A 25,559-nucleotide genomic window follows, 5' to 3' on the forward strand; every position below is an offset into this window, starting at 1 on the left:
TTCTCACGGGCCGCGCGAGCGCGGCGGCGAAGCGAAGCGGCGCCGGGCGCCGCCTCCGATCCATCATTTTAGGCCCGATTCGTGTCGAACACGTTTTGGCGTGTCCGGCGCCCGCCGTGGCGGGCGTCGCGCCGCATCACGCGGGGCGACGCGCGTTCAGGATCACCTGCGTGACGATCCCCGCGACGAGCCCCCAGAACGCCGAGCCGATCGACAGCAGCGTGAGGCCGGACGCGGTGACCATGAACGTGACGAGCGCGGCTTCGCGCTGTTTCACGTCCTGCATCGCGTTCGCGAGCCCGCTCATGATCGAGCCGAACAGCGCGAGCGCGGCGACCGACACGACGAGCGCCTTCGGCAGCGCCGCGAACAGCGCGGCGATCGTCGCGCCGAAGATCCCGGCGATCAGGTAGAACGTGCCGCACCACACGGCGGCCGTGTAGCGCTTCGCGTGATCCTCGTGCGCTTCGGGGCCCGTGCAGATCGCCGCGGTGATCGCAGCGAGGTTCACGCCGTGCGAGCCGAACGGCGCGAGCAGCAAGGACGCGAGGCCGGTCGTCGCGATCAGCGGCGACGACGGCGTCGAATAGCCGTCCGCGCGCAGCACCGCGATGCCCGGCACGTTCTGCGACGCCATCGCGACGACGAACAGCGGAATGCCGATGCTGACGATCGATGCGAGCGAGAACGCTGGCATCGTGAACACGGGCTGCGCGAGCGCGATATGGAAGCGGCTGAAGTCGAGCAGGCCGAGGCCGCCGGCCACCGCGGTGCCGACGACCAGCGTCGTGACGATCGCATAGCGCGGCGCGAGCCGCTTGACGATCAGGTAGGTGAAGAACATCGCGAGCACGAGCGCGGTCTGGAACTGCGCGGCGCGGAAGATCTCGATGCCGATCTCGAACAGGATGCCCGCGAGCAAGGCGGCCGCGATGCCGGCCGGAATGCGCCGCATCAGCGTGTCGAACAGCCCGCTCACGCCGATCGCGGTCAGCAGCAGCGCGCACACGACGAACGCGCCGATGGCCTCGGGATACGGCACGCCGGGCAGCGACGCGATCAGCAGCGCGGCGCCGGGTGTCGACCAGGCGACCACGACGGGCGCGCGAAAGCGCAGCGACAGGCCGATCGTCGTCAGCGCCATGCCGATCGACAGTGCCCAGATCCACGACGAGATCTGCGCGTCGGTCAGGTGTGCGGCGCGACCGGCCTGGAACATCAGCACGAGCGAGCTCGTGTAGCCCGTCATCATCGCGACGAAGCCGGCGACGAGCGCGGACACGGACGTATCGGTGAAAAAGCGGCGGCCGCCGGCGCGGCCAGCGCTCGCGGTGGGCGAAGGGTTCATGCTATCTCCGGGGGGAGGCCGCTCGGACGCGGCCTTCGTGTCTGCAGGGTGGGTTCGTTACTTGCTGAGTGCGCGCATCGCGGTTTCGAGGCCCGCGAGCGTGAGCGGGTACATGCGCTGACCGAGCACGTCGCGAATGATCGAGACGGATTGCCGGTATTCCCATAGCCGCTCGGGCTCGGGGTTCAGCCATGCATGGTGGTGGAACTGGTCGGCGAGGCGGCGCAGCCAGACGGCGCCGGCCTCCGGATTGTTGTATTCGACCGAGCCGCCGGGCTGCAGCACCTCGTACGGGCTCATCGTCGCGTCGCCGACGAAGATGAGCTTGTAGTCGGGCGTGAACTTGTGCAGCACGTCCCACGTCGCGGTGCGCTCCGAGTGACGGCGGCGGTTGTTTTTCCACAGGTGGTCGTACACGCAGTTGTGGAAGTAGTAGAACTCGAGGTGCTTGAACTCGGCCTTCGCGGCCGAGAACAGCTCCTCGGTGCGCTTGATGTGGTCGTCCATCGAGCCGCCGACGTCGAGCAGCATCAGCACCTTCACGTTGTTGTGGCGCTCGGGCACCATCCGCAGGTCGAGCCAGCCCGCGTTCGCGGCCGTGCTGCGAATCGTGCCGGGCAGGTCGAGCTCCTCGGCCGCGCCTTCGCGCGCGAAGCGGCGCAGGCGCCGCAACGCGACCTTGATGTTGCGCGTGCCGATCTCGACCGAATCGTCGTAGTCGCGGTACGCGCGCGCCTCCCACACCTTGACCGCGGTGCGGTTGCCGTTCGACGGGCCGCCGATGCGCATGCCTTCGGGGTTGTAGCCGCCGTGCCCGAACGGCGACGTGCCGCCGGTGCCGATCCACTTGTTGCCGCCTTCGTGGCGTTCCTTCTGCTCGTCGAGCAGTGCCTTCAGGCGCTCCATCAGCTTGTCGAGGCCGCCCATCGCTTCGATCTGCGCCTTTTCCTCCGGCGACAGCTCGCGCTCGAGGCGCTTCTCGAGCCAGTCGAGCGGAATGTCGAACGCTTCGGACGGCAGCGCGGACACGCCGTGGAAATATGCGCCGAACGCCTGGTCGAACTTGTCGAAGTACTGCTCGTCCTTGACGAGCGTCATCCGCGCGAGGAAGTAGAACGCGTCGATCGACGGCGAGATCAGCCCGGCCTTCAGCGATTCGAGCAGCGTCAGGTATTCCTTCACCGAGACGGGCAGCTTGGCTGCGCGCAGCGCGTAGAAGAAATTGAGCAGCATGGCCGGGCCTTCGCGGGTGGTTTACCGGTTGTGCCGGTTCATGTAGACGAGCCGCTCGAGCAGGCTCAGGTCCTGCTCGTTCTTCAGCAGCGCGCCTGCGAGCGGCGGCACGATCTGCTTCGCGTCGGCGCCGCGCAGCGCGTCGGCCGGGATGTTCTCGGCGAGCAGCAGCTTCAGCCAGTCGAGCAGCTCGGACGTCGACGGCTTCTTCTTCAGCCCCGACACGGCGCGCAACTCGAAGAAGCTCTCGAGCGCCGCGCGCAGCAGTTCCTCGCGGATGTTCGGGAAATGGACCGCGACGATCTGCTGCATCGTCGACGGATCGGGAAACTGGATGTAGTGGAAGAAGCAGCGGCGCAGGAATGCGTCGGGCAGCTCCTTTTCGTTGTTCGACGTGATGATCACGAGCGGGCGATGCTTCGCGCGCACGGTCTCGCGCGTCTCGTACACGTGGAATTCCATCCGGTCGAGCTCGCGCAGCAGGTCGTTCGGGAATTCGATGTCGGCCTTGTCGATTTCATCGATCAGCAGCACGCTCGGGCGCTCGGCGTTGAACGCCTGCCACAGCACGCCCTGCACGATGTAGTTCGAGATGTCCTTCACGCGCTCGTCGCCGAGCTGCGAGTCGCGCAGCCGCGAGACCGCGTCGTATTCGTACAGGCCCTGCTGCGCCTTCGTCGTCGACTTGATGTGCCACTGCAACAGCGGCATCTCGAGCGCGGCCGCCACTTCCTCGGCGAGCATGGTCTTGCCGGTGCCGGGCTCGCCCTTGATCAGCAGCGGGCGCTGCAGCGTCAGCGCGGCGTTGACCGCGAGCTTCAGGTCGTCGGTGGCGACGTAGTGCGAGGATCCTTCGAAACGCATGGCGGCGCTCTTTCCTGGTCGCAAAAAAACCCAGTATAAGTCAGAAGGGCTGTCCGGTTGGGCCGGGGCCGCGTATCGTTGCGGGGCTGCGGCGGGGCGGACCGGGGCGCCATATGGACGCGTTCCCCGCCGACGCGGTACAATCTGGCCGTTTTTTTTGGCCTGCGTGGCGATCCGATAAGCAAAACGGCGCGGGCCGTTGCCGCTTCGGCGCCAGTTTCCCCTCAAGCTAGGTTACAAGAGCTATGAACAAATTCGTCGGCAAACACGTCGTTGTCGCAGCGCTCGTGGCGCTCGCGGGCAGCGCGCAGGCGGCCGGTGTGGTCGGCAACCCGAAGGACGGGGCAAGCAAGGCCGCCATGTGCATCGGTTGCCACGGCATCCAGGATTACCGCGCGGCTTACCCGGAGGTCTACCGGGTGCCCGTCATCGGCGGCCAGAACGAGCAATACCTCGAGAACGCGCTGAAGGCCTACCGCAAGAAGGATCGTCACTTCCCGTCGATGAACGCGATCGCCGGTTCGCTGACGGACCAGGACATCGCGGATCTGGCGGCCTACTACGCCGCCCAGAAGGCCGACACGAAGGACAATCCCTACAAGTAAAGCGCGCGCCGCCGATCTGACCGGCGGGACAGGAGCATTCATGAACAACGCATTCAAGACGGCGGCGGTTGCACTGGCGGCCGGCCTCGCGATCGGTACCGCGCATGCGGCGGACACCACGAAGGGCAAGGAGCTGGTCGAATCGCACAACTGCGCGGCCTGCCACGGCGCGCAGCTGAACAAGCCGATCAACGCCGAGTATCCGCGCCTCGCGGGCCAGCACGCCGACTACCTCGTGTGGGCGATGCGCCAGTACCAGATGGGGCTGACGAACCCGCTGCTCGGTCGCAACAACGCGATCATGCAGGCGCAGGTCCAGAACCTGTCGGTCAACGACATGAAGGACATCGCGGCCTACATCGAGTCGCTGAAAGAGACCGATCTCGTCTTCAAGAAGTAAGCGCGCCGGGCCTTCCCGGTCCGTGCAGCCAGAATACCCCGCCGCGGCGGGGTATTTTTTTGTCCGCGGCGCTCAGTCGCGCGACGCGCGGCGCAGGATACGCTGAAGGTACGCGTCCGTATCGGGCGGCGTGCCGGTGCGCTGCGCTTCCCAGATCGTCTCGCCGAGGCATTCCATGATCATGTGCTGCGCCTCGTGCGTCGAGTCGAGCTTCGCGGCCAGCTTGTCGTGCGCGGCGCGGATGCCGGGCGGCTGGTCGATCGACAGCTGCTCGCTGATCGCGAGGTGCATCGACAGGTGCAGGAACGGGTTCGTGCGGCCTTCCTCGGGCGTGTAGTTGCGCGCGGCGGCGCCGTCGGCGTCCGCGAGGTCGTCGTGGTATTCGGGGTGCTCGACGATCCAGTCGGCTGCCATCGCTTCCAGCGGCGTCAGGATCTCGCCGGCGCGCTGCTTGCGCCAGGTCTCGGTGAAAAAGCGACGAACTTCGTCGCGACTCGGATTGAACATGGTGGGGAAACGTCGTGATTCGGGCGGCGTCATGCCGCGTCGCGCATTGTACGCCGGGACGGCGCACGGTGCTGGCGGCGGGTGGTGCGCGGGCGGGGCGGATACCGTGGCGCATCGTGGCGACGCCGGCCGCAGCCAGCGTGCGCGGGGCGCGGCGCGGTGCCAACGGGTAAGCGCGGGCTAGGCCGCCGGCCGCCGCGCCGCTACACTCCGACGATTCCCGTCGTCGCGCTCGCACCGTTCCATCATGTCCGCCACCGCCCGCTCATCGTCCGCCGCGCTGCAGGGCGCGCTCTATGTCGCGCTGTCCGCCGCCGCCTTCGGCGCGATGGCGATCTTCGGCCGCTATGCCTATGCGGGCGGCGTCGACGTGCTCGGGCTGCTGATCGTGCGCTTCGCGATCGGCGGCGCGATCCTCGCCGCGATCGCCCGGCACCGCCGCGTCGCATGGCCGCGCGGCCGCACGCTTGCGCCGCTCGTGGCGATGGGGGCGCTCGGCTACGTCGGGCAGTCGTTCTGCTATTTCAGCGCGCTCCAGCATGCGCAGGCGAGCCTCGTCGCGCTGTTGCTGTACCTGTACCCGGCCTTCGTCACGCTCCTGGCCGCGTGGCGGCTCGGCGAGCGCCTCACGCGCGCGAAGGCGATCGCGCTCGTGCTCTGTGTCGCGGGCTCCGCGCTGATGGTCGGCGGCGGCCACGGCGAGCCGCTCGGCATCGCACTCGCGCTGGCCGCCGCGGTGATCTATTCGCTGTACATCGTCGGCGGCACGAAGGCGACGCGCGGCGTCGATCCGCTCGCGACGACCGCCATCATCTGCCTGTCGGCGACCGCGACGCTCGTCGCGATCGCGATCGTGCGGACCGCGGCGTTCGGCGCGCCACCGCGCTGGCCGGCGACGGCCGCCGGCTGGGCGTCGATGCTTGCGATCGCGCTGGTGTCGACGGTCGCCGCGATGCTCGCGTTCTTCGCCGGGCTCGAGCGGCTGGGCGCCGCGCGCACGTCGATGCTGTCGACGCTCGAACCGGTCGTGACGGTCGCGCTCGCGGCGCTGCTGTTCGGCGAGGCGCTGTCGCCGTTGCAGTGGATCGGCGGCGTCGCGATCCTCGCGGCCGTGCTGGCGCTCGTGCGCGCGGGCGGCGCGGCGGCCGACGACGCGACGGCGACGTCCAACGCATAGCGGGAATGGGGAAGGGGACAGCCGCGGGTGCCGCAGCGGCGTCCGCGGGTCGTGCCGCGCGCGGCTCGAGCGGCCGCATACGGTGCGTCAGCCGCGGCTCGCGCTCACTCGTTCGGCGGCGGTGTCTTCGGCCGGAATTCACACAGCGGCTCGATCACGCAGTGCCAGCATTCGGGCTTGCGCGCCTTGCACACATAGCGCCCGTGCAGGATCAGCCAGTGATGCGCGTCCTGCAGGAATTCCTTCGGCGTGAACTTCTCGAGCGCGGCCTCGACGGCCCGCACGTCCTTGCCCGGCGCGAGCCCCGTGCGGTTCGCGACGCGGAAGATGTGCGTGTCGACCGCGATCGTCGGCTGACCGAACGCGGTGTTCAGCACGACGTTCGCGGTCTTGCGGCCGACGCCCGGCAGGCTCTCGAGCGCCTCGCGATCGGCCGGCACCTCGCCGTCGTAGCGTTCGAGCAGGATATTGCACGTCGCGACGACGTTCTTCGCCTTGGTGCGGTACAGGCCGATCGTCTTGATGTAGTCGGCGACGCCTTCTTCACCGAGCGCGACGATTTGTCGCGGGGTGTTCGCGACCGGGAACATCTTGCGCATCGCCTTGTTGACCGACACGTCGGTCGCCTGCGCGGACAGCATCACCGCGATCAGCAACTCGAACGGCGTCGTGTATTCGAGCTCGGTGGTCGGATGCGGATTGAGGCTTTGGAGCGTTTCGTAGATCGCGCGTCGTTTCGTGGCGTTCATGGACGGTTCTTGTCGGGCGGCGCGGTCGTGCCGTTCCGGTCGCCGTTGTTCGGATCGTCGGGATGGTCGCCGGCGGCATCGGCGTCGCGCGGTGCCTGCTGTTCGGCGAGCCGCTTGCGGCGGGCTTCGGCCGCGTCGATCTGCGCCTGCACGGCCGCGCTCACGCCTTCGGTGTTCTTCGGCCCGGCGCCTTGCTCGGACAGTTCTTCCTTCTTCTTGCGTGCGCGTTCGAGCGCGGCGGCGATGATCGCGCGTTTCTTCGCGTCGGCGTCGTCGGCCGGGGCCGCGCTCGGCGCGCCAGGCGGTGCCGCGGCCGGCGCAGCCTTGGCCGCACCGGCGCTGGCCGCGCGGCGGGCGGCGGCGCGCGCCTCGGCGGCCTCGCGTTCACGACGCTGGCGGGCGAGCCGGCGGTCGTGGCGCTCGCGCGCGGCGTCCGCCTGTTCCTGCGACCACGCGTCCCAGCCGGTGCGCTCGTCGGTCACGGGGACCATCGCGATGCAGTCGACCGGGCAGGGCGGCACGCACAGGTCGCAGCCCGTGCACAGCGATTCGATGATCGTGTGCATCTGTTTCGGTGCGCCGATGATTGCGTCGACCGGGCACGCCTGCATGCACAGCGTGCAGCCGATGCACAGACTTTCGTCGATGAATGCGACGGCGCGCGGATGCTCGGTGCCGTTGACGGGGTTCAGCGGGATCACGGGCTTGCCGAGCAGGCTCGCGAGGCGTGCGATGCCTTCGGCGCCGCCGGGCGGGCACTGGTTGTAGTTCGCATCGCCGGCGGCGATCGCGTCGGCGTACGGACGGCAGCCGTCATAGCCGCACTTCGTGCATTGCGTCTGGGGAAGCAGATCTTCGATGCGATCCGCGAGGGTCTTGGAATCGGTCACGGTGACAACGGGCGCAGCAGCGTCGAATGGCTCTCGGCCGCGTCTGGCGCGGCCGGAAAGGTTTGCCAAACCTTGATTATCGCCGATTTCCCGCATTGCGCTGGACGCTGTCTGTGCGCATAATCGAACCGCTTTTTTGCAGGGGCTCAGCAGGAGGGCGGCCGCACGCGGCGCGCTCGTTCCAGGGCAGCCGGCGCCGAGGCGGTGGGGGTGCCGGTCCGGATCACGCGGCTCACATAGCAAAACGCCACCATGAATCAGCCAAAAATCAAAAGAGATCCTGAAGGTACACGCCGCCGCATCCTGATGGCGGCAGCCGAGGAGTTCGCGAGTGGAGGGCTGTTCGGCGCACGCGTCGACCAGATCGCGCGCCGGGCCGAAACCAACGAGCGCATGCTCTATTACTACTTCGGCAGCAAGGAGCAGCTGTTTACAGCCGTGCTCGAACACGCGTTTTCCGCGCTGACCGAGGCCGAGCGCGTGCTCGATCTCGATGGCGTCGCGCCCGTCGAGGCCGTCACGCGGCTCGCGCATTTCGTGTGGGACTACTACCGCGATCATCCGGAGCTGCTGCGGCTCATCAACAACGAGAACCTGCACGAAGCGCGCTACCTGCACAAGTCGACGCGGATCCGCGAGATGATGTCGCCGATCGTCGCGAAGCTCGGCAACGTGCTGATGCGTGGCCAGAAGGCCGGGCTGTTCCGCAGCGACGTCGATCCGCTGCACTTCTACGTGACGCTGTCGGGGCTCGGCTACTACATCGTGTCGAACCGCTTCACGCTCGCCGCGACGCTCGGCCGCGACTTCAGCGAAGCCGACGAGCGCGCGGAGATGGTCAGGATGAACACCGAGGTGCTGCTCGCGTATCTGTTGCGACGCTGAACCGACGCGCCGACGCGCGGCCCACCCGCGGCCGGATAAAAAAACGCCGCCGTGCGCAAGCAACGGCGGCGTTTTTGCGTCGGAACGCGGCGGCGCGTCAGGCGGCCTTGCGCGTGCGAGCGGGCTTGGCGCGCGTGCTGCCCGCGCGTTTTGCGGCCGGTGCGGCCTTCGCGGCGGCCGTCCTGGCGGGCGCAACCGTCGCGGCCGGTGCCTTCGCGCGCGTGCGCTTCGCGGCGGTCGCGCGCGCCGTCGCTTCGGGCTGCGGCTTGGCGGTCGGCACGGCAGCGAGCGTCGTCGTGGCCGGCGCATCGGGCGCCTTCGTCGCGCCATTCTTCGGTTCCGGCGCATGCTCGCGGATGAAGTCGCGCAGCTGCGGGTAGATGATCGTGCGCCAGCGGCGGCCCGAGAAGATCCCGTAGTGACCGCATTTCTCGGCGGTCAGGCTACGGCGATCGTCCTGCGGGATGCCCGTGCACAGCTCGTGCGCGACGTGCGTCTGGCCGCTGCCCGAGATGTCGTCGAGTTCACCCTCGATCGTCATCAGTGCGGTGTGCTTGATGTCCTGCGGACGCACGCGTTCGCCTGCGACATCCCACGTGCCTTCCGCGAGCCGGAACTCCTGGAACACGACGCGGATCGTCTCCAGGTAATACTCGGCGGCCATGTCGAGCACCGCGTTGTACTCGTCGTAGAACTGGCGGTGCGCTTCGGCGTCGTCCTCGTCGCCGCGCAGCAGGCTCTGGTAGAAGTCCCAGTGCGATTGCGCGTGACGCTCCGGGTTCATCGCGACGAAGCCCGTGTGCTGCAGGAAGCCCGGATACACGTGACGACCTTCGCCCGGATAGTTCGCGGGCACCGTGTGGATCACGTTGTTCTCGAACCACGCGGTCGAGTGCTGCGTCGCGAGCGAGTTCACCGACGTCGGGCTGCGGCGCGCGTCGATCGGCCCGCCCATCATCGTCATCGTGAGCGGCGTGTCCTCGCCGCGGCTCGCCATCAGCGAGATCGCCGCGAGCACCGGCACGGTCGGCTGGCACACGGAGATCACGTGCAGGTTGCGCGCGCCGATGTGGCGGATGAATTCCTGGATGTACGCGATGTAGTCGTGCAGGTGGAACGGGCCGACCTCGACCGGCACCATCCGTGCGTCGATCCAGTCGGTGATGTACACCTTGTGATCCTGCAGCAGCGTGCGCACGGTGTCGCGCAGCAGCGTCGAGTGGTGACCCGACAGCGGCGCGCAGACCAGCACGACCGGCTCGTCCTTCAGCTGCGTGACGGCATCGGCGTCGTCCGAATAGCGCTTGAAGCGCAGCAGCCGGCAGAACGGCTTCTCGACGATCGTCTGCTCGACGATCGGGATGTTGTGGCCGTCCTTGACGATCTGGTGAATGTTGAATTCGGGCTTCTCGTAATCCTTGCCGAGCCGGTACATCAGTTCGTACGCGGCGGCCATCCGCGTCGCGCCGGGCATCAGCGAGAACGGGCTGGACGGGTTGGCGAACGACTTGGAAGCGGCCTGGGCCCAGGCCGTGAGCGGGCTCAGCATCGCCCGCTGGAATTCGTGCAATTGGTAAAGCATGCAGACTACTCCCGCGTGGGGGACGGTGCGCAAGGGCGGCGTGGGGCGTCGCGGCGTGCCGTGTGGGTCAGCGACCGGCCATGTTGCAGTGCAGCCGGACAATCGAGTCGATCATATCGGACAACGACGGATGTTGCAATGCAACATTTCCCCGATTTTTCATCAACCTTTTGCGAATTGACGATCTCTGAAGAAGCCGATCCACCCCCCGGTCAGCGCCCCGTCGCCACGGCCGGCGCGGGCTGGCCGGCCGCGCGCGCCATCGCCTCTTCGTGGTGCATCAGGTTCATCGCGGTATGCACCAGCGCCACGTGCGAGAACGCCTGCGGGAAGTTGCCGACGAGCCGGCCCTCGACCGGGTCGTATTCCTCGGCGAGCAGCCCGAGGTCGTTGGACAGCGCGAGCAGCCGGCTTAACAACCGGTGCGCTTCGTCGATCCGGCCGAGCAGCGCGTAGTTGTCGACCAGCCAGAAGCTGCACGCGAGAAACGTGCCTTCGCCGGGCGGCAAACCGTCGTCGTACTCGGTCGTGCGGTAGCGCATCACGAGGCCGTCGTGCAGCAATTCCCGTTCGACCGCCTCGACCGTGCCGACGATGCGCGGGTCTTCCGGCGGCAGGAAGCCCAGCAGCGGCAGCAGCAGCACGCTCGCGTCGAGCTCGTCGCTGCCGTAGCTCTGGGCAAACGCCTGTTTGCCTTCATGCCATGCGTTGTCGCACACGTCGGCGTGGATCTGGTCGCGCAGTGCGCGCCAACGGTCGAGCGACGCGGGCAGCCGGAACATCTCCGCAGACTTGATCGCGCGGTCGAACGCGACCCACGCCATCACCTTCGAGAACGTGAAATGGCGGCGGCCGCCGCGCGTCTCCCAGATGCCCTCGTCGGGCTCCCGCCAGATCTTCTCGAGATGGTCGAGCAGCGAACACTGGACGGACCATACCGTGTCGTCGGCCTGCAGGCCGCCCACGCGCGCGAGGTGCAGCGCGGCCATCACTTCGCCGAACACGTCGAGCTGGAGCTGGTTCGCGGCGCCGTTGCCGACGCGCACCGGTTTCGAATCCTGGTAGCCGGGCAGCCAGTCGAGCTCCATTTCCGGCAGCCGGCGCTCGCCCGCGATCCCGTACATGATCTGGATCTGCTCCGGCGAGCCGGCCATCACGCGGCCGAGCCACGTGCGCCATGCGCGCGCCTCGTCGTAATAGCCGCCGCGCATCAGCGCGAGCAGCGTGATCGTGGCGTCGCGCAGCCAGCAGTAGCGGTAGTCCCAGTTGCGGTTACCGCCGATCTTCTCGGGCAGCGACGTGGTCGGCGCCGCGACGATCCCGCCGGTCGGCTCGTACGCGAGCGCCTTCAGCGTGATCAGCGAACGGCGCACGGCGGCCGCGTAGCGGCCCTGCACCTGGCAGCGGCCCGACCATTCGAGCCAGTAGTTCTCGGTGCGCGCGAGCATCGACAGCGGATCGCGCGCGGGCGGCAGCCGCAGGTGCGACGCCGCATAGCTGAGCGAGAACGGGATGCGCTCGTCGGCGCTCACCGTGAATTCCGCAAGCGTATGGAGGTTCTTGCCGGTGAGCGGCACCGGCGTGCGCAGCACCACGGTATCGGGGCCGGCGATCGCCTTCATGCCGTCCTCGCGCGTCAGCTGCGTGACCCACGGGATCGAGAAACCGTAGTCGAAGCGCAACACCAGTTCCATGCGCATCTTCATCGTGCCGTGGCGGCCGACGACGATCCGGACCAGTTCGGACCAGCCGTTGCCGGGCGGCATGAAGTCGATCACGGTGACGGCGCCGTCGGCGCTTTCGTAGTCGGTTTCGAGGATCAGCGTGTCGCCGCGATAGCGGCGCGTCGTGTGCGTGATCGCGGCGTCGGCGGCCGGCGCGAGCAGCCAGCGGCCGTGCTCGGGCGTGCCGACCAGCGCCGCGAAACAGGCGCCCGAATCGAAGCGGGGCCAGCACAGCCAGTCGACGGAGCCGTCTTTCGAGATCAGCGCGGCGGTGTGGCCGTCGCCGACGAGGGCGTAGTCTTCGATCAGGGCGGGCATGGGCAAGCGGTCCTTGGGTTATTCGAGTTCACAAAGCAGGCTGCGGCGCCCGGACTTCACGCGCCGGCGTCGCGCCCCGTATACTCGGCCGGGCGGCGGAGCGCATGAACGGCCGGCGTTTCGTCCTATCTCAACACTTGAAGCGACTCGATGCAAGGAGGATTCAATGCCCAACCGATTACGCGAGCATGACGCGCGCGCTTCGACACGAGGGTTCCCGCTTAGGCTCGCTCACTGGATGAAAGGTTTCGCGATCGTGCTTTCCTTGTCCGCGACCCACGCCTTTGCACAACAATCGCCGGCACCGGCCGACGGCGTCTACAACCTGCTCGTCGGCACCTATACGGGGCACGGCAGCGACGGGATCTACGTGTACCGCTTCGATACGAAGACGGGCAGCGTCGCGCCCGTGTCGTCGGCGAAGACCGTGAATCCGTCCTACCTGTTGCCGAGCCGCGACGGTCGCACCGTCTACGCGGTCAACGAACTGCCCGGCGACAACGGGCCGGCCACGCAGCGCGGCGGCGTCAGCGCGTTTGGCTTCGATCCGAAGACGGGCGCGCTCACGTTCATCGACCGCGTGTCGTCGGAAGGGAACGATCCTTGCTATCTCGCGCTGTCGCCGGACGGCAAGTACCTCGTCACGGCCAACTACTCGGTCGCGGCCGATCCGGGCGGCAGCTTCGCCGTGTTCCCGCTCCGCGACGGCGGCGCGGTCGGCCCGGCCGTGCTGACGGTGCATCACGAAGGCACGGGGCCCGTGAAGGGGCGCCAGGACGGCGCGCACGTACACTCGACGGTGTTTTCGCCCGATGGCCGTTACCTGTTCGTGCAGGACCTCGGCGCGGACAAGATCTACGGCTACCGCTACACGGTGGACGGCAGCCGCGGGCTGCTCAGCCCGACCGACACGCGCTACACGCCGGTGAAGGCCGGCTCCGGCCCGCGTCACATGGTGTTCAGCGCCGACGGCCGCTTCGCGTACGTGACGAGCGAACTCAACGCATCGGTCGAGGTGTTCGGCTACCACGACGGCAAGCTGACGCCGGTCGAGACGCTGCCGATGACGGTGGCGGGCTTCAAGGGCAAGGTCGGCGGCGGCGCGATCCACCTGTCGCCGGACGGCCGCTTCCTGTACGCGAGCAACCGCGGCGACGTGAACGACATCGTGATCTACGCGGTGAACCAGTCCGATGGCCGGCTGAAGACCGTCGGGCGCCAGTCGAGCCTCGGCAAGACGCCGCGCGAATTCCTGATCGATCCGACCGGCAAGTGGCTGATCGTCGGCAACCAGGACAGCGATACGTTCTACGTGTTCAGCCGCGATGTCGAAACGGGGCGGCTCGGCGCGAATCCGCAGAAGGTGGCGCTCGGCAGCCCGGTCGATTTCAAGCTGGTGCCGGTGGCGCAGTAAATCGCGGCCAATGAAAAAAGGGCGCTGCCGAGGCAGCGCCCTTGTTCGTTCGGGCGGCCGCTTGCGCGGGGCGCCCGTCTCGCTCGTCGGCGGCCGTGCGGCCGCCATGCTCAGTCGGCCGCGGCCGGCACGAGCACCTCGCGGCTGCCGTTGATGCCCATCGGCGACACGAGTCCGGCCGCTTCCATCTGCTCGACGAGGCGCGCGGCGCGGTTGTAGCCGATGCGCAGCTGCCGCTGCACCGACGAGATCGACGCGCGCCGCGTGCGCACGACGAACGCGACCGCTTCGTCGTACAGCGGATCGGCTTCCGCATCCGGCGCGTCGCCGAACAGGTCCTGCGTCGCACCGTCGGCGGCCGGGCCGTCGAGAATGCCTTCCTCGTACTGCGGCTCGCCGAACTGCTTCAGGTATTCGACGATCCGGTGCACTTCCTCGTCCGCGACGAACGCGCCGTGCACGCGCTGCGGGTAGCCCGTGCCCGGCGGCAGGAACAGCATGTCGCCCTGGCCGAGCAGCGATTCGGCACCCATCTGGTCGAGGATCGTGCGCGAGTCGATCTTCGACGACACCTGGAACGCGACGCGCGTCGGGATGTTCGCCTTGATCAGACCGGTGATCACGTCGACGGATGGACGCTGGGTCGCGAGGATCAGGTGGATGCCGGCCGCGCGCGCCTTCTGCGCGAGACGGGCGATCAGCTCCTCGATCTTCTTGCCGGCGACCATCATCAGGTCGGCCAGCTCGTCGATCACGACGACGATCAGCGGCAGCTTCGACAGCGGCTCGGGATCGTCGGGCGTCAGCGAGAACGGGTTGCCGATCTTCTTTTCCTTCGCCTCCGCGTCGCGGATCTTCTGGTTGAAGCCCGCGAGATTGCGCACGCCGACGGCCGACATCAGCCGGTAGCGCTTCTCCATCTCGCCGACGCACCAGTTCAGTGCGTTCGCCGCGAGCTTCATGTCGGTGACGACCGGCGCGAGCAGGTGCGGGATGCCTTCGTAGACCGACAGCTCGAGCATCTTCGGGTCGATCATGATCAGGCGCACGTCCTCGGGCGCCGCCTTGTACAGCAACGACAGGATCATCGCGTTGATCGCGACCGACTTGCCCGAACCCGTCGTGCCAGCGACCAGCATGTGCGGCGCCTTTGCGAGATCGGTGACGACCGGGTGGCCGGTGATGTCCTTGCCCATCGCGATGGTCAGCTGCGACGCCGAATGCTGGTACTGGCGCGATTCGAGGATCTCCGACAGGCGGATCATCTGGCGTTTCGCGTTCGGCAGCTCGAGGCCCATGCAGGTCTTGCCGGGAATCGTCTCGACGACGCGGATCGACGTGAGGCCGAGGCCGCGCGACAGATCCTTCATCAGGCCGACGATCTGGCTGCCGCGCACGCCGAGCGCGGGTTCGATCTCGAAGCGCGTGATCACCGGGCCCGCCGATGCGCCGACCACCGTCACCGGCACCTTGAACTCCTGCAGGCGCTGTTCGATCACCTGGGCCGTCTGCGCGAGGTGTTCCTCGGTGATTGTTTCGATGTCGTCGGAGGCGGGCTCGAGCAGGTCGAGCGTCGGCAGTTCGACGTTGAACGATGCGGGTGCGTGGAATTCGAACGCGTTCGGACGCGGCGGGCGGGCGGAAGCGGCCCATGCGTCGGGGGCCGGGGTGATCGATTCCGCCGGTGCCGGCGGCACGGTGGCTTCCGGAGGCGTTGCGGCCGGAAGCGGCGCGGTCGCGACGGCCGGGATGGCGGTGCCGGTTGTCGTGGGCGTCGCGCCGGCGCCGGGCATTGACCAGCTTGCCGGCGCAGCGGCGGGAGCAGGCGGGGGGGTGAACGGCTGGGTCTGTGGCACCGGTGCGGACGCGATGGATTGCGCCAGTGTCGCGGTGTCGATGGATCCGCCCGGCGCGGAGAACGTCGGCAATGCCGGCACCGGTGGGGGCGCGGAAGTCGGGGGCGCGGCCGGTGCCGTCGCGGCGGCGGTTGCGGCGAAGGAGGCCAGCGCGCCATTTGTCGCGGCAGGCGTGCCGCCGAACGCGGCGGTCGCAGCGGTCTCAACTGTCGCTGCGGTCGCGACCGTTCTCGTCGGGGCAAGTGCCCCGGACGACGGTGCCGGGACGACGGCGGCGGTAGGCGCGGTGCCGGTTGCCGTTTGCGCGGTCGGCGTGGCCGGTGCGCCGATCGACGAAGTGTCAGGCGTACGGTTCGTCGGTGCTGCCGAAGGCATCGCCGATGCGGTCGACGTTGCGGCAAATCCGCTGCCCGACGGCGCGGAAGACGAGTCGGCAGGCGACACCGGTATGCTTTGTGGCGGTTGCGATGCGGTTGCGCCGAGGGACGTGCCGGTCGACGCGGGTGAGGTCACGGACGGCTGCGTGGCGGTCATGCCCGAGGCGCCCGTCGCAGACGTCGCGGCCGCGGCGAACGGTGCGGGTGCGAGAGGCTGCACCGCGGTCGGGCTGGAAGCGCCTGCCGCGGACGTCGGGACAGATGTCGCGGCTGCTGCGGCCGGTGTGGACCCGAAAGGTTGCGCGGTGGCCGGACCGGACGTGCTCGTCGTGGACGTCAGGACGGAGGTCGCCGCCGCTGTACCCGGCGCGGACGCAAGAGGTCGTGCCGCGGTCAGACCGAAGGCACCGGTCGCATGCGTCGGCGCAGACGTGGCCGCTGGCGCGGACGGTTGCGCGGTGGGCAGGACGGCGGCACCCGTTGAATGCGTGTTGGCAGGCGTCGTCGGTGCGGGCGCCGGCGTGACCGTGCCCGATGCCGGACCCGTAGTACCGATCGCCGACGATGCCACAGCCGGCACGCGATCGCTGGAACCGTATGCGGTGCCCGTGGCACCCGCCGGCGCGGACGGCGCAACCGATGCAACGGACGCGGCCGATGCAGCCGATGCAGCCGGTTGCGACAGCGAATCGGAGGCCGTGCTCGTCATGTCGACAAATGACTGCGTCGCGGCGACAGGTGTGCTGTTCGACGTGCTCGCCGGTGCCGGCGGCGTCGCGCGTTGCGTGCCTGCAGGCGACGGTGCGGTTTCGCCGGCGTGCTTTGTTGCTGCATGCCAGGTCGTTCCCGTCACGACGCCGGCCGGTGCCGTATCCGACAGGGCCACGGAGACCGTCGTCGGTGCGGCGACCGGCATCGTATCGGCAAGCGGCCGCGCCGGCGTTGCCGCGATCGGCGAAGCGGGGAGGGGAGTGGTCGGCGTGACCTGCTGAACAAGGTTCACAACGTCCTGAGTCGCGTGCGCGCCTTGTTTCGTATGGACCGATGCCGCGGTATCGGCAAGCGCCGCAGATTGAGATTGGGCCTGGCCGACGATCCCGGCGGCCGTTGCCGAATCCTTCGCATCGACGGTACGGCCGATGGCGCTTGCCGTCGACGTGACGGCGGCCGAAGGCGTATCGACAGCCGCGCTCGCGGCCACCGGCTCATCCGCGTCCGACAGCGGCGCCGCAATCGGGCTTTCGTGCGACGCGCCGAGTCCGGAAACCGGCTGGCTGACGATGTCTTCCCATGGTGCAAAGTCGATCGGGGCATCGAATGCCGGCGCGGCAGGCGCATCGGCGCCATGCCGTTGCTCGCCGTCCGCATGACGCGTCGGCGCATCGGTCTCGACGCCGAGATCCGGCATGGCATGCCGCACGGCCTCGCCGAACGCCGAGGCGCCCGTATCGATGCGCACGCTCGGCTCGGCCGGCATGAACGCATCCAGCACGATCGGCGCGTCGTCGTATGCCGGCGCAGCTTCGCGCGCATCCGGACGGCCGGCGTCGCGGGGCGCGGCCGGGTGCGCAACCGGAAGGGCCCCGGCCGGTACGGCCGGCGATGCCGACGCGGCCACGCTGCCTGCCGCTGCAACCGCGCCAGCCACGGTCGCCGCGGCGGCCGTCGCCGGCGATGCATCGGTCGACAGCACATCGTCCAGCGTCGCCCACTGCGCGGTACTGGCCTCGATCGAGCGCAGCGTGTCGTGAACGCTCGGCGCCGGCGTGATCGGCTCCGCGGGCTGTTGCACCCACGCGTAGAGCGGCGCGCGTGCGGGGGGCGGCGGCGCGGGGCGGCGTCGTGCCGCATCCGGCGACTGGCCGGCGGCGCCGGCGCCCGTCACCGGGCGCGCGGGCGTACGCGGCGGCGTCGCGGCGACCGGGCGTGGCGTGACCGCGCTGCGCTGCGCGGCCGGCTGCTTCAGTGCGGCTGCGGCCGGTCGCGCGGCGGTCGGTTGCGGCCGAACGGGCTCGAACCCGGCCGGAAGCGGGGCCGGACTGGGGCGCGGCACTTGCGCGTTCGCGGCGGCGCGCGCGAGGCTGGCGGTGCTGCCGGTCGTCGGAGGCGGCATGGCGCTCGTCGTGCCCGGTGCGGGCGGCGGGGACATGCGCGTGGCCGACGTCGGCTTCAGCCAGCCCGACGGCGCGACCGGCTCCGCGAGCGGACGCGGTGCTGCCTGGCTGCGTGGCTTCGGCCGGGCCTGCGGATCGGGTTTCCACAACGTCGGGCGCGAATACCGGCCGTTCTGCCGCGGCGCCATCGAGTTGACGGTATGGGCGGTGGTTGGCTGCACGATGTCGTCGTCGCGATGCAGCGCGCTGCGCGGCAGGTCGGCGACGCCGCGCACGTCGTCGTCGCCGACGTCGCGCGCGAGCTTGACGCCGAACGACGTGTCGACCCACGCGGCGAACTGCCGCCAGCCGATGCCGGTCAGCCATGGCAGGCCCGCGAAGAACAGCACGACCATCGTGACCGGTGTGCCGATCGGGCCGAGCACATGCGCGAAGCCGTTCGAGAGCGCGTGGCCGAGCGCATTCGTGTCGGGGCCCGACAGCGGGCTCGTCAGCGCGCAGCTTGCAATGAACACGGCCGCGAAGCCGAGCCACAGGCGAATCGAGCCGCGGCCGGCGAGTCCGCCGCCGCCGGGCAGCATCGCCTGAACGAGACGCCAGATGAGAAGGAGGAACCAGACGGCGGAGATGCCGAACCAGCCGAAGACAACCGTGTGCATGCTTTGATGAAACAGGAAGAGGGCGGGGAGCGCGGTGCGCGACCCGCCGAGTTTAACCGGCCGGCGAACAAGACTGACAGGACGCCAAGGCAGCATGAAGGCGTCGAAGCGCTTCCAGGCAGCGCGATGCAGGCGTCCGGGATTCGCGCGCGGCGAAGGCGGCCGGTCGGCCTTCGCCCGCGCGCAGCATCAGGGGCTCCGACGCGTGAAGGTCAGCGTCGCGCCGGCTTCGGTCACGATCTGCAATTGCTGCGGCTCGCGCATCTGCACGCCGGTCTTCTCGATGTGCGCGAGCGCATCGAGGTACGCGTGTTCGAGCTGGCCGCCGAGCGCGTTCGGGCATGCCATGCGCGTGCCGGCGAGCGGCCCGAAGCTCAGCAGGCCGTTCTTGAGCGCGTAGGTTCCCATGTAGCGGTTGCAGCCCGAAAAGCCGCTGGCGCGCCGGACGCCCGATTCGGTGGACAGCGCGAGCTTGATCGGCTCGCCGTTGTCGCCATGCGGAATCGTGCGTGGCGTGCCGTCGGCGTTCACCCAGCTCGTGAGTTCCCAGGTCGTGTCGTCGAGCAGCTGGACGGCGGCGGGGTTGTACGGGTCGGGTGCGGGGGCGGCGGAATCGGGGTGGGTCGGCATCGCGCAGGCGGCGAGAAGCGTGGCAAGCGTCAACGCGCAGAGCGGCGCGCGCAACGGGCGAAGCAGGCCGGTGCGTGCGCGTGCGGCGGCGGACAGGTGGGACATGAGCCTCGTTCCTCATCGGATTCTGATCAAGGCGTAAGAGTAACGCACCCGCCCCGCGCGAGGCGAGCCGACACTTCGCGCGTGAAAACGTTCGCAACCCGCCCGCGAGCCTCGCGCGGCGGAGCGGCGACGCGACGAAACCGGCCGGACCGGCACGGGTGCGCGTGTTAACATCGAAGCCGTTTTCGTCCTCCAACAGAACCAGCGGGAAATCACATGCAGATCGGTCAGCGGCTCGGTACGCCGCTTTCACCCTCGGCCACGCGCGTCATGCTGCTCGGCGCGGGCGAACTCGGCAAGGAAGTCATCATCGCGTTGCAGCGGCTCGGCGTCGAAGTCGTCGCGGTCGACCGCTATCCGGACGCACCGGGCCACCAGGTCGCGCATCGCGCGCACGTGATCGACATGACCGACGCCGCCGCGCTGCGCGCGGTCGTCGAGGCCGAGCGTCCGCACCTGATCGTGCCGGAGATCGAGGCGATCGCGACCGATGCGCTCGCGGCGATCGAGGCGGCCGGCCTCGCCGAGGTGATCCCGACCGCACGCGCGACGCAGCTCACGATGAACCGCGAAGGTATCCGCCGCCTCGCGGCCGAGGAGCTCGGGCTGGCGACTTCGCCGTATGCGTTCGCCGAGTCGTTCGACGCGTTCAGCGCGGCCGTCGCGAAGATCGGCATGCCGTGCGTCGTGAAGCCGGTGATGTCGTCGTCGGGCAAGGGGCAGTCGGTCGTGCGGACCGAAGCCGACGTGAAGCCCGCCTGGGACTACGCGATGGCGGGCGGCCGCGTGAACCACGGCCGCGTGATCGTCGAGGGCTTCATCGATTTCGACTATGAGATCACGCAGCTGACCGTGCGCGCGATCGACCCGGCGACGCTCGAGACGCGTACCCACTTCTGCGAGCCTGTCGGGCATGTGCAGGTGGCGGGCGACTACGTCGAATCCTGGCAGCCGCAACCGATGAGCGCCGTCGCGCTTGAAAAGTCGCGCGAGATCGCGCACAAGGTGACCGAAGCGCTCGGCGGGCGCGGGATGTTCGGCGTCGAGCTGTTCGTGCGCGGCGACGAAGTCTGGTTCTCCGAGGTGAGCCCGCGGCCGCACGACACCGGCCTCGTGACGCTCGCGTCGCAGCGCCAGTCGGAGTTCGAATTGCACGCGCGCGCGATTCTCGGGCTGCCGGTCGATCCGACGCTCGGCTCGCCGGCCGCGTCGGCGGTGATCTACGGCGGGCTCGACGAGCGCGGCATCGCGTTCGAGGGCGTGCGCGACGCGCTGGCCGTGCCGGGCGCCGACCTGCGCCTGTTCGGCAAACCGGAAAGCTTTGCGAAGCGGCGCATGGGCGTCGCACTCGCGACCGGCGCGACCGTCGACGAAGCCCGCGAACGCGCGAAGCGCGCCGCGGCGGCCGTACGGCCCGTGTCGGCGCGCTGATCCGGCCAGGAGAGCGCGATGGTGTCGACATGGCGGCGGATCGGCCGTATCGGCAAGCTGGGCGCCGCGCTGGCGCTCGTCGCGAGTCTTGCGGGGTGCGGCCTCGCGGCCGCGCCGTGCCGGATCGCATCGGCCGGGCTGAAGATCGTGCCGGTCGTCGGCCATGTCGCGGCCGCGCCGACCGACGCGTGCGCCGACGTCATCGATCCCTGACCGGCGAACCGTTAACCCATAACCAACGATAACCGCGCGTCCCGCGAGGGCGCGCCTCCATCCGTCTCGTGAGAGGACCTGCATGATTCGCCAAACCTTCGCCGCGCTCGCGCTGGCCGGCGCCGCCGTTTCCGTTGCGCATGCCGCGCAACTGACCGTCGAGGAGATCGACGCCGATTCGCGCGTGCAGACCCTCTATCAGTGCGCGAACCAGAAGCAGCCGGTGCGCGTGTCGTACTGGCGCGCGGGCAACGGCCAGAGCTTCGCGCTGGTGCCGGTCAACGGGCAGCAGTTGCTGTTCGTCGATACCGTTTCTGCGTCGGGCGCGCGCTACGAGGCCGGACGCTATACGTGGTGGACGAAGGGCAAGGAAGGGACGCTGCGCGACGAGATCGCCGACCAGAATGCGGCACCGCTGCTTGGCGACTGCGTGCAGGTCGAGAAGAAGAAAAAGAAGAAGGGTTGAGCGCTGCGCACGCGATCGGGTAGTCATGCGAGCGTGCCGATCGCCGCGATCGGTGCGGGCCGCCGGGTTCGACCTTGGACAGGACGGTGGGGCGGGCAGCGATCGCGCTCGTTGGCCGCCTGCTGACTTTCCGACGGGGGTGGTCGAGATTTGACCCCTGATATTCACCATCAGCCGATCGGGATAGCCCGATCGCTCGACGCACCGCCCGCGCCCGGCCTGCTGGCGCCCGCCGCGAACCGCCATCGGGGCCGTTCGCGGCGTTGTCACGGACAGATTGCTGCGCAGTGCTACAATACGGCCCTTTCCGCCGGCATTCGCGCCGAACGGAGTCCGCACGGCCTGTGGCGCCCGATGTTCGAATCGAACCGGTCCCGAGCGCCAGAGCGGCGCCGCGCGGCGCGCCGCGGCTCCGTCTACTTCCGAAATGTGATGAGCGCAGGCCCGGCCGGCCTGACGCACGATGTCCCCGCCGCGCCTTTTGAGCGAAACGCCACCATGTCCGATTCTGTCGCCAAGCCAGCCGACGCAACCTTCGATCAATTCGGCCTTGCCGCCGATATCCTGAAAGCCATTGCGGAGCAGGGCTATACGACGCCGACGCCGATTCAGGCGCAGGCCATTCCGGTAGTGCTCGCCGGCCGCGACGTCATGGGCGCCGCGCAAACGGGCACCGGCAAGACCGCGAGCTTCTCGCTGCCGATCATCCAGCGGCTGCTGCCGCAGGCCAACACGAGCGCGTCCCCGGCGCGCCACCCGGTGCGCGCGCTGATCCTCACGCCAACCCGCGAACTTGCCGACCAGGTCGCCGCGAACGTGCATGCGTACGCGAAGCACACGCCGCTGCGCAGCGCGGTCGTGTTCGGCGGCGTCGACATGAATCCGCAGATGGCCGAGTTGCGCCGCGGCGTCGAGATCCTGATCGCGACGCCGGGCCGCCTGCTCGACCACGTGCAGCAGAAGACGGCGAACCTCGGCCAGGTCCAGATCCTCGTGCTCGACGAAGCCGACCGGATGCTCGACATGGGCTTCCTGCCCGACCTGCAGCGCATCCTGAACCTGCTGCCGAAGGACCGCCAGACGCTGCTGTTCTCGGCGACGTTCTCCGGCGAAATCAAGAAGCTCGCGTCGACCTACCTGCGCAGCCCGCAGACGATCGAGGTCGCACGCAGCAACTCGACCAACGCGAACGTTACGCAAATCGTCTACGACGTCGCCGAAGGCGACAAGCAGGCGGCCGTCGTGCAGTTGCTGCGCGATCGCGGGCTCAAGCAAGTGATCGTGTTCTGCAACAGCAAGATCGGCGCGAGCCGGCTCGCGCGCAACCTCGAGCGCGACGGCGTCGTCGCATCGGCGATCCACGGCGACAAGACGCAGATCGAGCGGATGCAGGCCCTCGACGCGTTCAAGCGCGGCGAGATCGAGGCGCTGGTCGCGACCGACGTGGCCGCGCGCGGTCTCGACATCGCCGAACTGCCGGCCGTGATCAACTTCGACCTGCCGTTCAACGCGGAAGACTACGTGCACCGGATCGGCCGTACGGGCCGCGCGGGCGCGACGGGAGATGCGCTGTCGCTGTGCAGCCCGAACGAGCGCAAGCAACTCGCCGATATCGAAAAGCTGATCAAGCGTCCGCTCGACGTGCAGACGCTCGCGCTCGACAAGCCGGCGCGCCATCGTCACGACGAGCGTGGCAGCGATCGCGGGGGGGAGCGCGGCGGCGAACGCGGCGGCCGTCGCGAGCGCGACGAGCATCGCGGTGCGTCGGGGCGTCGTTCGGGCGGTTCCGAGCGTGGCGGCCATCACCGTCGTCACGAGGCGCCGGTCGACGATTTCTTCCTGAAGCCGTACGTACCGTCGGCGCCGGCGAAACAGCCGGAAGAGACGAAGGCCGCGCAGCAGCCCGAGAAGAAGGGGCCGAAGCGTCAGGTCGCCGCGCTGCTCGGCGGCTTCGGGATGCCGCGCAAGCCGTCGGCATAAGCGGGCGGTTCAGGCGGTCGGTGCGGCGCGCGAGCGCTGCCGCGGAAACGGGTGCATGCGATGGGCATGTGCCCGTTTTTTGTTGGGCGCGAGAATTTGCGAAGGCGCGCGCGAGGGGTGATGGCTTGCCGCGCGGAGCAGGGGCGGTCCGGGGGGGCGCTTCGGTGCTGTGTCGTCAGCGGGCGTGCAGTTCCGGTCAACTCGGGCTGACGGGTGCAGGAACGCGGTCGATACGAACCGCTGTCCTGCGATCGACTCAACCGGCGCGTGGCCCGAAGCGACGCGCCCACGCATCGGTCGCGGCCGCGTAGAACGCATCCATCGTATCGCCCGATGGGTCGCCATCGGCCAAAAGGCCGAGATGCGCCGCGGCGGCCCGCAGCGCCGGCAGCGGATCGTCGCGTTCGAGCGCGATCGCGCCCGTCTGCTTGCTGAGCTTTTCGCCGTTCGCATCGACGACGACCGGCACGTGCAGGTAGCCGGGCGTCGGCACGCCGAGACAGCGCTGCAGGTAGATCTGGCGCGCGGTCGAATCGAGCAGGTCGGCGCCGCGCACGACTTGCGTGATGCCCGCGTCGGCATCGTCGACCACGACCGCGAGCTGATACGCCCACTGGCCGTCCCCGCGCTTCAGCACGAAATCGCCGACCTCGGTCGCGAGGTTCTGCGCTTGCATGTGCTGCCAGCGGTCGTCGAACGTGACGATCGCGGCGTCGCCGTCCGGCACGCGCAGCCGCCACGCACGCGCGGGCTTGCCGTGCAGGCCGGTGCGGCAGGTGCCCGGGTACGCGAGTGTCGTGTGGCGCTCGTGCGCGGCACGCAGCGAGTCGGCGATTTCCTTGCGCGTGCAGCCGCACGGATACACGCGCCCCGCGGCGACGAGCCGTTCAAGCGCGGCCGCATAGGCGGCCTCGCGCGTGCTTTGCCACACGGGCGGCTCGTCGGGCGTCATGCCGAAATGCGCGAGCGTCGCGAGGATGTCGTCGGCGGCGCCGGGCACCGTTCGCGGGCCGTCGATGTCCTCGATGCGCACGAGCCACGCGCCGCCGTGCGCGCGCGCGTCGAGCCAGCTCGCGAGCGCCCCGACCAGCGAGCCGAAATGCAGCGGGCCGGTGGGCGACGGCGCGAAGCGGCCGCGGTAGCCGTTCATCGGGACGCGGAGCGACGCGCGCTTACGCGGCGGCGCTGGCTGCCTGCGCGCAGGCCGGGCACGACTTGCCGGGCACGTAGCTCGGCGATTGCTGGGCTTCCGGCGTGACGACCGCGCGGCACGCGAAGCACGTGACGTTCTCGGTCGGCTGCAGTTGCGGATTCAGCGCGGTGCGGTAGTCGAACACGAAGCAGTCGCCGTGATAGTGCGCACCGCCGACTTCCTCGAAATACTTCAGGATCCCGCCCTCGAGCTGGTACACGTTCTCGATGCCGATTTCCTTCATGTGGATCGCCGCCTTCTCGCAACGGATACCGCCGGTGCAGAACGACACGACCGTCTTGCCTTCGAGATCGGCGCGGTTCGCGTCGATCACTTCCGGGAACTCGCTGAACTTGTCGATCCGGTAGTCGAGCGCGTCGTCGAACGTGCCGACGTCCACTTCGAATGCATTGCGCGTGTCGAGCATCACGACCGGGCGGCCCGTGTCGTCGTGGCCGCGGTCGAGCCACGCCTTCAGCGTGCGGGCGTCGACGAACGGCGCGCGGCCGAGTTCCGGCTTGATCGCCGGCTTCTTCATCGTGATGATCTCGCGCTTCAGGCGCACGAGCATCCGGCGGAACGGCTGCGAGTCGGACAGACTCTCCTTGAACTGCAGCGTCGCGAACTTGCCCTCGAACAGCGGATCGTGACGGAGGTAGTCGACGAACGCGTCGGTCGCGTCGCGCGGGCCGGCGATGAACAGGTTGATGCCTTCCGGCGCGAGCAGGATCGTGCCGCGCAGGCCGAGTTCGTTGCAGCGGGCGGTGACGAGCGGGCGCCATTGCTCGGTCGCGTCGAGCGACACGAAGTGGTAGGCGGCGAGGTTGACGATGGTCATGA

General features: G+C 69.0%; 21 protein-coding genes. 9 read left to right on the forward strand and 12 right to left on the reverse strand.

Translation table 11 applies throughout. The features are described 5' to 3' along the window. Nucleotides 1–136 precede the first annotated feature (136 nt). From DIE23_RS12830 to DIE23_RS12840, 3 genes are read right to left on the reverse strand one after another with little or no spacing between them, the layout of a single operon-like run. Nucleotides 137–1,348 (reverse strand): benzoate/H(+) symporter BenE family transporter, encoded by a 1,212-nt coding sequence (locus DIE23_RS12830; protein WP_124612463.1) that lies wholly within the window; start codon nucleotides 1,346–1,348, stop codon nucleotides 137–139. Nucleotides 1,349–1,405: 57 nt separating this feature from the next. Then, nucleotides 1,406–2,581, reverse strand: coding sequence for a VWA domain-containing protein (locus DIE23_RS12835; protein WP_124612464.1), 1,176 nt, complete (start codon nucleotides 2,579–2,581; stop codon nucleotides 1,406–1,408). A 21-nt stretch (nucleotides 2,582–2,602) separates the two neighbouring features. After that, on the reverse strand, nucleotides 2,603–3,445 hold the full coding sequence (locus DIE23_RS12840) for a MoxR family ATPase (RefSeq protein WP_124612465.1): 843 nt from the start codon (nucleotides 3,443–3,445) through the stop codon (nucleotides 2,603–2,605). A 245-nt stretch (nucleotides 3,446–3,690) separates the two neighbouring features. Here DIE23_RS12840 and DIE23_RS12845 point away from each other — a divergent pair, with 245 nt between their 5' ends. Together DIE23_RS12845 and DIE23_RS12850 are read left to right on the forward strand one after the other, a co-directional pair. Then, nucleotides 3,691–4,050: a cytochrome c gene (locus DIE23_RS12845; RefSeq protein ID WP_124612466.1), complete on the forward strand. Its 360-nt coding sequence runs from the start codon at nucleotides 3,691–3,693 to the stop codon at nucleotides 4,048–4,050. A gap of 40 nt (nucleotides 4,051–4,090) precedes the next feature. Then, the gene (locus DIE23_RS12850; RefSeq protein ID WP_124612467.1) at nucleotides 4,091–4,450 is read left to right on the forward strand and encodes a cytochrome c; all 360 of its coding nucleotides are present in this window, start codon (nucleotides 4,091–4,093) and stop codon (nucleotides 4,448–4,450) included. Between the two features lie 72 nt (nucleotides 4,451–4,522). On the opposite strand, the gene DIE23_RS12855 is transcribed toward DIE23_RS12850, so the two are convergent. Beyond that, nucleotides 4,523–4,957 carry a DUF1841 family protein gene (locus tag DIE23_RS12855; protein ID WP_044846445.1) on the reverse strand — a complete coding sequence of 145 codons (435 nt, stop codon included), beginning with the start codon at nucleotides 4,955–4,957 and terminating at the stop codon, nucleotides 4,523–4,525. Between the two features lie 247 nt (nucleotides 4,958–5,204). Between DIE23_RS12855 and DIE23_RS12860 the strand changes: the two genes are divergently transcribed. Then, nucleotides 5,205–6,134 carry a DMT family transporter gene (locus DIE23_RS12860; RefSeq protein WP_124612468.1) on the forward strand — a complete coding sequence of 310 codons (930 nt, stop codon included), beginning with the start codon at nucleotides 5,205–5,207 and terminating at the stop codon, nucleotides 6,132–6,134. A gap of 104 nt (nucleotides 6,135–6,238) precedes the next feature. On the opposite strand, the gene nth is transcribed toward DIE23_RS12860, so the two are convergent. Both nth and rsxB read right to left on the reverse strand, forming a co-directional pair. Further along, nucleotides 6,239–6,883 carry an endonuclease III gene (gene nth, locus DIE23_RS12865; RefSeq protein ID WP_124612469.1) on the reverse strand — a complete coding sequence of 215 codons (645 nt, stop codon included), beginning with the start codon at nucleotides 6,881–6,883 and terminating at the stop codon, nucleotides 6,239–6,241. Beyond that, the gene (rsxB, locus tag DIE23_RS12870) at nucleotides 6,880–7,869 is read right to left on the reverse strand and encodes an electron transport complex subunit RsxB (RefSeq protein WP_124612470.1); all 990 of its coding nucleotides are present in this window, start codon (nucleotides 7,867–7,869) and stop codon (nucleotides 6,880–6,882) included. Before rsxB ends, nth begins: the two co-directional genes overlap by 4 nt. 156 nt (nucleotides 7,870–8,025) lie before the next feature. Here rsxB and DIE23_RS12875 point away from each other — a divergent pair, with 156 nt between their 5' ends. Further along, nucleotides 8,026–8,658 (forward strand): TetR family transcriptional regulator, encoded by a 633-nt coding sequence (locus DIE23_RS12875; protein ID WP_124612471.1) that lies wholly within the window; start codon nucleotides 8,026–8,028, stop codon nucleotides 8,656–8,658. A gap of 97 nt (nucleotides 8,659–8,755) precedes the next feature. On the opposite strand, the gene DIE23_RS12880 is transcribed toward DIE23_RS12875, so the two are convergent. After that, on the reverse strand, nucleotides 8,756–10,240 hold the full coding sequence (locus tag DIE23_RS12880) for a polyhydroxyalkanoate depolymerase (RefSeq protein ID WP_124612472.1): 1,485 nt from the start codon (nucleotides 10,238–10,240) through the stop codon (nucleotides 8,756–8,758). Between the two features lie 212 nt (nucleotides 10,241–10,452). Beyond that, nucleotides 10,453–12,282: a glycoside hydrolase family 15 protein gene (locus tag DIE23_RS12890; RefSeq protein ID WP_124612474.1), complete on the reverse strand. Its 1,830-nt coding sequence runs from the start codon at nucleotides 12,280–12,282 to the stop codon at nucleotides 10,453–10,455. Between the two features lie 166 nt (nucleotides 12,283–12,448). Here DIE23_RS12890 and DIE23_RS12900 point away from each other — a divergent pair, with 166 nt between their 5' ends. After that, nucleotides 12,449–13,696 carry a lactonase family protein gene (locus DIE23_RS12900; RefSeq protein WP_124612475.1) on the forward strand — a complete coding sequence of 416 codons (1,248 nt, stop codon included), beginning with the start codon at nucleotides 12,449–12,451 and terminating at the stop codon, nucleotides 13,694–13,696. Between the two features lie 110 nt (nucleotides 13,697–13,806). Here DIE23_RS12900 and DIE23_RS12905 read toward each other — a convergent pair whose 3' ends face one another. Next, nucleotides 13,807–18,702: a DNA translocase FtsK gene (locus DIE23_RS12905; protein WP_124612476.1), complete on the reverse strand. Its 4,896-nt coding sequence runs from the start codon at nucleotides 18,700–18,702 to the stop codon at nucleotides 13,807–13,809. Between the two features lie 189 nt (nucleotides 18,703–18,891). Further along, complete coding sequence (locus DIE23_RS12910; RefSeq protein ID WP_124612477.1) at nucleotides 18,892–19,437, reverse strand: META domain-containing protein; 546 nt, start codon at nucleotides 19,435–19,437, stop codon at nucleotides 18,892–18,894. Between the two features lie 216 nt (nucleotides 19,438–19,653). On the opposite strand from DIE23_RS12910, the gene purT reads away from it, so the two are divergent. The 4 genes from purT to DIE23_RS12935 all read left to right on the forward strand — a co-directional run bounded on the left by purT (nucleotide 19,654) and on the right by DIE23_RS12935 (nucleotide 23,527). After that, complete coding sequence (gene purT / locus DIE23_RS12915) at nucleotides 19,654–20,868, forward strand: formate-dependent phosphoribosylglycinamide formyltransferase (RefSeq protein WP_124612478.1); 1,215 nt, start codon at nucleotides 19,654–19,656, stop codon at nucleotides 20,866–20,868. Nucleotides 20,869–20,886: 18 nt separating this feature from the next. Continuing rightward, on the forward strand, nucleotides 20,887–21,081 hold the full coding sequence (locus DIE23_RS12920; protein ID WP_124612479.1) for a DUF6726 family protein: 195 nt from the start codon (nucleotides 20,887–20,889) through the stop codon (nucleotides 21,079–21,081). A gap of 82 nt (nucleotides 21,082–21,163) precedes the next feature. After that, nucleotides 21,164–21,547, forward strand: a complete 384-nt coding sequence (locus DIE23_RS12925; protein ID WP_124612480.1) for an MliC family protein — start codon at nucleotides 21,164–21,166, stop codon at nucleotides 21,545–21,547. Between the two features lie 432 nt (nucleotides 21,548–21,979). Further along, a complete protein-coding gene (locus DIE23_RS12935; protein ID WP_124612481.1) occupies nucleotides 21,980–23,527 on the forward strand; it encodes a DEAD/DEAH box helicase in 1,548 nt (515 codons plus the stop codon). Between the two features lie 256 nt (nucleotides 23,528–23,783). Here DIE23_RS12935 and gluQRS read toward each other — a convergent pair whose 3' ends face one another. Continuing rightward, nucleotides 23,784–24,677 (reverse strand): tRNA glutamyl-Q(34) synthetase GluQRS, encoded by an 894-nt coding sequence (gene gluQRS, locus DIE23_RS12940; protein ID WP_124612482.1) that lies wholly within the window; start codon nucleotides 24,675–24,677, stop codon nucleotides 23,784–23,786. Between the two features lie 22 nt (nucleotides 24,678–24,699). Next, complete coding sequence (locus DIE23_RS12945) at nucleotides 24,700–25,557, reverse strand: sulfurtransferase (RefSeq protein ID WP_124612483.1); 858 nt, start codon at nucleotides 25,555–25,557, stop codon at nucleotides 24,700–24,702. Nucleotides 25,558–25,559: the final 2 nt, after the last annotated feature.

It is taken from the genome of Burkholderia sp. Bp9143 (assembly GCF_003853645.1).
In the GTDB taxonomy this organism is placed as follows: domain Bacteria; phylum Pseudomonadota; class Gammaproteobacteria; order Burkholderiales; family Burkholderiaceae; genus Burkholderia.